Annotated in this window: 2 protein-coding genes and 1 pseudogene; all 3 read right to left on the minus strand. The window is 31.5% G+C overall.

Annotated elements, in window-relative coordinates:
* Positions 1 to 192 precede the first annotated feature (192 nt).
* Positions 193 to 819 (minus strand): ExeA family protein, encoded by a 627-nt coding sequence (locus CAAU_RS12135; protein ID WP_008909730.1) that lies wholly within the window; start codon positions 817 to 819, stop codon positions 193 to 195.
* A gap of 2 nt (positions 820 to 821) precedes the next feature.
* A pseudogene (locus tag CAAU_RS12145) lies at positions 822 to 2,091 on the minus strand (transposase).
* Between the two features lie 231 nt (positions 2,092 to 2,322).
* On the minus strand, positions 2,323 to 2,889 hold the full coding sequence (locus CAAU_RS14400) for a DUF6431 domain-containing protein (RefSeq protein WP_008909732.1): 567 nt from the start codon (positions 2,887 to 2,889) through the stop codon (positions 2,323 to 2,325).
* Positions 2,890 to 3,128 lie beyond the last annotated feature (239 nt).

Below are 3,128 nucleotides of genomic sequence, written 5' to 3' on the forward strand. Positions count from 1 at the left end.
AACCCCTCATGGTTAAGCTGAAATATTTACTTCAGTCTGAGCTTCGTAAATAAGCTCACTATCAATAACTCTTGTGTTTTTGTTAGCTCCAGCAATCAAGCTCATTCTTGCAATTGCGTTTAGTGGCCTTAAAAGCCCATTAGAGCTTGAATATAAAAGTTCGAGGGCATCATCAGTGAATATTGGCTCACTTCAACCAGCAATTTTAAGCATATATGGAATATACAGCTTTACTTCATCTAAGGTTAATCCTTTTAAAGAGTAATTAACAACAATTCTTTGTCTTAGTGCTTCATGCGGTTGCCTTTGAATTTGAGATATAAATTGAGTTTGACCGGAAAGAATAAGAACAGCACAATCTTTAGAGTCCATTTGAAAGTTAAAAATTATTCTTAGATCGTCAAGTATTGAATTTTTAAGGAATTGAGCTTCGTCTAATATGATAATAGGAGTTATGTTTTTGCTATGATAGTATGTGTATATTGATTCTTGTATCTGTTTGAACATAGAAACCTTTTTAAATGATGGAATAATGCCAAGACCATCACAAAGGGCCTTGTAAAAATCCATAACAGTTAATGTAGATAGAGGAATATATACACATTTAAAAAGATTAGGATTCAGAGAATTAACAAAATATCTCAAAAGAGATGATTTACCAGAGCCGGGCTCTCCAGTTAAAAGACCAAAACCCTTAACATTTTTTAAGAAGTCGAGTCTTGAAATGGCCTGATTAAAGTCATTAGATTTGAAGAAGAATTTTGTTTCTATATCCTTTTGAAAAGGATCAAAAGAAAGACCATAAAAAGCAGTAAACATAATCAAACCTCCTTTGAATTTGTAGAAAAACTTGAAAAATCAATGGGTTTAATATTTCTTTGTCTTTTTACTTTGGAATTGTCAATTTTGTTAACCGGGTAAATAGTGTCTAAAATATGGTTATCATCAGAAAAAATATATGCTTTATCTAAAGAAGAAGGGTCATAACGAACATTAATTCTTTCACCGACATACTTAAAAGGGACTTCAAAGGAAATATTCTGTAGTTGAATAGTGCAATCATTTCTAACCTTGCGAGTAACACGATAGAGGAATAAATAATCAATCTCTTGTTTAGAAGGGACAAATTTTATCTTTTTCAATATGCTTCATATATTTTTCAATAGGCTTTTGTTTAATAGATGAATGATAACTGACATTGTAAACACCCTCAACATACTCCTGCAAAGATAGATTTAACTCATCGATGGAAGAAAAGCTAGACCAATCGATACTACCAAGCCATTGCTCCTGAAGAGTTTTAAACCACCTTTCGATTTTGCCCTTTGATTGGGGGGAGTATGGTTTTGCAAAACAAAGAATAGTTCCTAAGGAAGCACAGATAAACTCCATTTGTTCAGACTTGTAAACCTTGCCGTTATCAACGAATATTTTCTTAGGAATACCTCTTTTAGATACAGCATCTTTAAAGACTGATAACAAAGATACAAAATTATCCTCAAAGAAAGCTTTGCAACTAACGACTAATCTTGAAGCATCATCTAAAAAAGCAACGATATATGTTTTGTGTTTTTTACCATCGATAGTTAAGTATGGACCAGAAGAAATATCCGATTGCCAGCAGTCGTTAGGATATTCAAATTCAAAGGCCCTTCTTTCGGAAGATTTATTTTCTAAGGGCAAAGAATTTTTGCTTAAAAATCTTTGAACGGTTGACAGAGAAATTTCACCTATAGAAAAATAGCCACGAGCAATTAATTCAAAATAAATGGACTTAGCAGAACGAGAAGGGAATTCGGCCTTACAAGACAAAATAAATTCCTTAGCTTCATCAGATAATTTTCTGAAATTACCCTTATCCTTTCTAAACTTAGGATAAAGACCATTAATACCATACTTTCTATACAAGCGAAGCCAATCCTTAACAGTAGAAGGAGCGAATTCTTTTTTCCCAGTGGGAGTATCATACTGTTTAGCACAAATTTCTTGAAAATATTCTTTTACTGAAGATTGAGTATATGTATTGGTGATAACAGGTGCAATGAGAGAATAACGAAAAAGAGCGATCTTTTGCCTTAAATCCTCATCCATAACAAAACCTCCTTTTTAAGTTATACTAAAATTATGGACAAATTGTTAGGAGTATATCCCTATTAAATTATGTGGGATGTTTAGGATGAGAATAAAATGGAAACAGATGGTTGATATGAAAACAAAATAATGTAAAGCGGGACTTAAAAGGTTCAAAAAATGCTTAAATAAATTGAAAAAGGACTTAAAAAAGCAAAAAAAGGACACTTCCCCTAATTACACGACTGCTCATCAAGGAGAAAAGAAATATGAAGGCATTGAACTAAAATATGAAGTATTGAAGGATATATTTCTTCTTTCAAAAGAGATGATGTATTTAATCAAAATACCAAAGTTATTAAAATCAGCCTCAGGATAAATATCAGTAGAATAAGCAAAGAAGGCTTTAATTTCATTAAATTTAGAGATAAATCTTTTGTGGAATCTACTTAAAGAAGCAGTATTAAGAGCACAGAGGGAGTTAAATTTTTTAACCTGAGAAAGAATTTCACTATATGAAGAACCAAGAACAAACTTAAGGAACAGAAGAAAAAGAATAGTATAAAAAGAGTATTGAAAATATGGGACAAGAAAGTGAGGTAAAAGAGCATGAGTTTTTTTACAAGATGGACATTTAACACGTAATACTTTGATTTTGTAAGTTCCAAATACGGTAATAACGTTACGATAATAGTATCCATGCCTATGGAGCCTACCCATATAGCCACAATTTTTACAGCCATATTGAGTTGGATAGAAAGATGCTTCCCCTAAAAACAAATATTGATGAATAAAGTTAGAAAATTTGGATATAATCATAATTAAAGAACAACAAAATTTCAGATTTAGGGGAAAAGCTTATGTGGAGGTAGAGGGCTTTTCCCCTATATTTTTGTTGTTCAGTTTAATATGATTATTTGTAAAAAACTAAAAATTATGCATTGTTGAGGATAAAGAAATTTGACTTGAAAGGATGCAATTTATTACATCCTTTAGAAAAATGCGAGGTTAAAATAATTTGCATTTTTGAATTGATTTTTAGATGGAATAATGTGCTG

The organism is Caloramator australicus RC3 (assembly GCF_000297115.1).
GTDB lineage: Bacteria > Bacillota > Clostridia > Clostridiales > Caloramatoraceae > Caloramator > Caloramator australicus.

What these genes read in the sequence shown, in the direction of transcription:
- CAAU_RS12135 (WP_008909730.1), bottom strand. Translation starts at nt 819, where the DNA reads ATGTTTACTGCTTTTTATGGTCTTTCTTTTGATCCTTTTCAAAAGGAT.
- CAAU_RS14400 (WP_008909732.1), bottom strand. Translation starts at nt 2,889, where the DNA reads ATGATTATATCCAAATTTTCTAACTTTATTCATCAATATTTGTTTTTA.